We start from the raw sequence: 622 nt of genomic DNA, 5'->3' as shown, positions 1-622 counted from the left end.
GAGAACGTGGATGCCGAGCCTGCATTTGTGCCTTTGGCGATCACAGCGGAGCCGAGCGAGGCTGTGGGTGTTTTAGCGCCGCCGAAACTGCCGGAGGCGGTTTCAGCGGTCTTGACGCTGGAGATCGGCCCGGACGTTGTGATGCGGGTTCCCGGTGACGTGCCGGTTGAACGTGTGGCGGCTCTGGTGCGAGCGATGCGAGGGACGGCATGATCGTCGCTGGCCAACGACTGCCGATCCTGATCGCGACGCGGCCGGTGGACTTCCGCTGCGGGCATCAGGCGCTGGCTTTGATGGTKCARACCGAATTGAAGCTTGATCCGCATTCCGGGGTGACGGTGATCTTCCGGTCGAAGCGCGGGGATCGTCTGAAGATCCTGGTGTGGGATGGCACCGGAATGGTGCTCATCTACAAAATTCTTGAACATGGAAGCTTTGCCTGGCCCAAGGTTCAGGATGGGACGATGCGTCTTTCCAGGGGTCAGTATGAGGCTTTGTTCGAAGGTCTTGACTGGCGGCGGGTCATGGCGCAACGGGTGACTGCGCCATCGGCGGCAGGGTGAATATCCGGCCGTCTTTGCATTGTTTTGTTTGGCTTTTTCGTGCTGTCTTGCTATAAGGG

1 protein-coding gene and 1 pseudogene are annotated in these 622 nt (G+C 59.8%); both read left to right on the top strand.

Translation table 11 applies throughout. From position 1 onward, the window contains the following. A pseudogene (locus AC1D2R_RS32230) lies at positions 1-213 on the top strand (IS66-like element accessory protein TnpA); the annotation flags it as partial. After that, entirely contained in the window at positions 210-563 is a 354-nt protein-coding gene (gene tnpB / locus AC1D2R_RS32225) for an IS66 family insertion sequence element accessory protein TnpB (protein WP_077976417.1), read from the top strand. The pseudogene AC1D2R_RS32230 and the gene tnpB, both read left to right, overlap by 4 nt. Positions 564-622 lie beyond the last annotated feature (59 nt).

The organism is Rhizobium sp. P1_C7 (assembly GCF_056406295.1).
The sequence above is the reverse complement of the archived record's forward strand: the minus strand, read 5'-3'. Positions and strand labels throughout refer to the sequence as shown.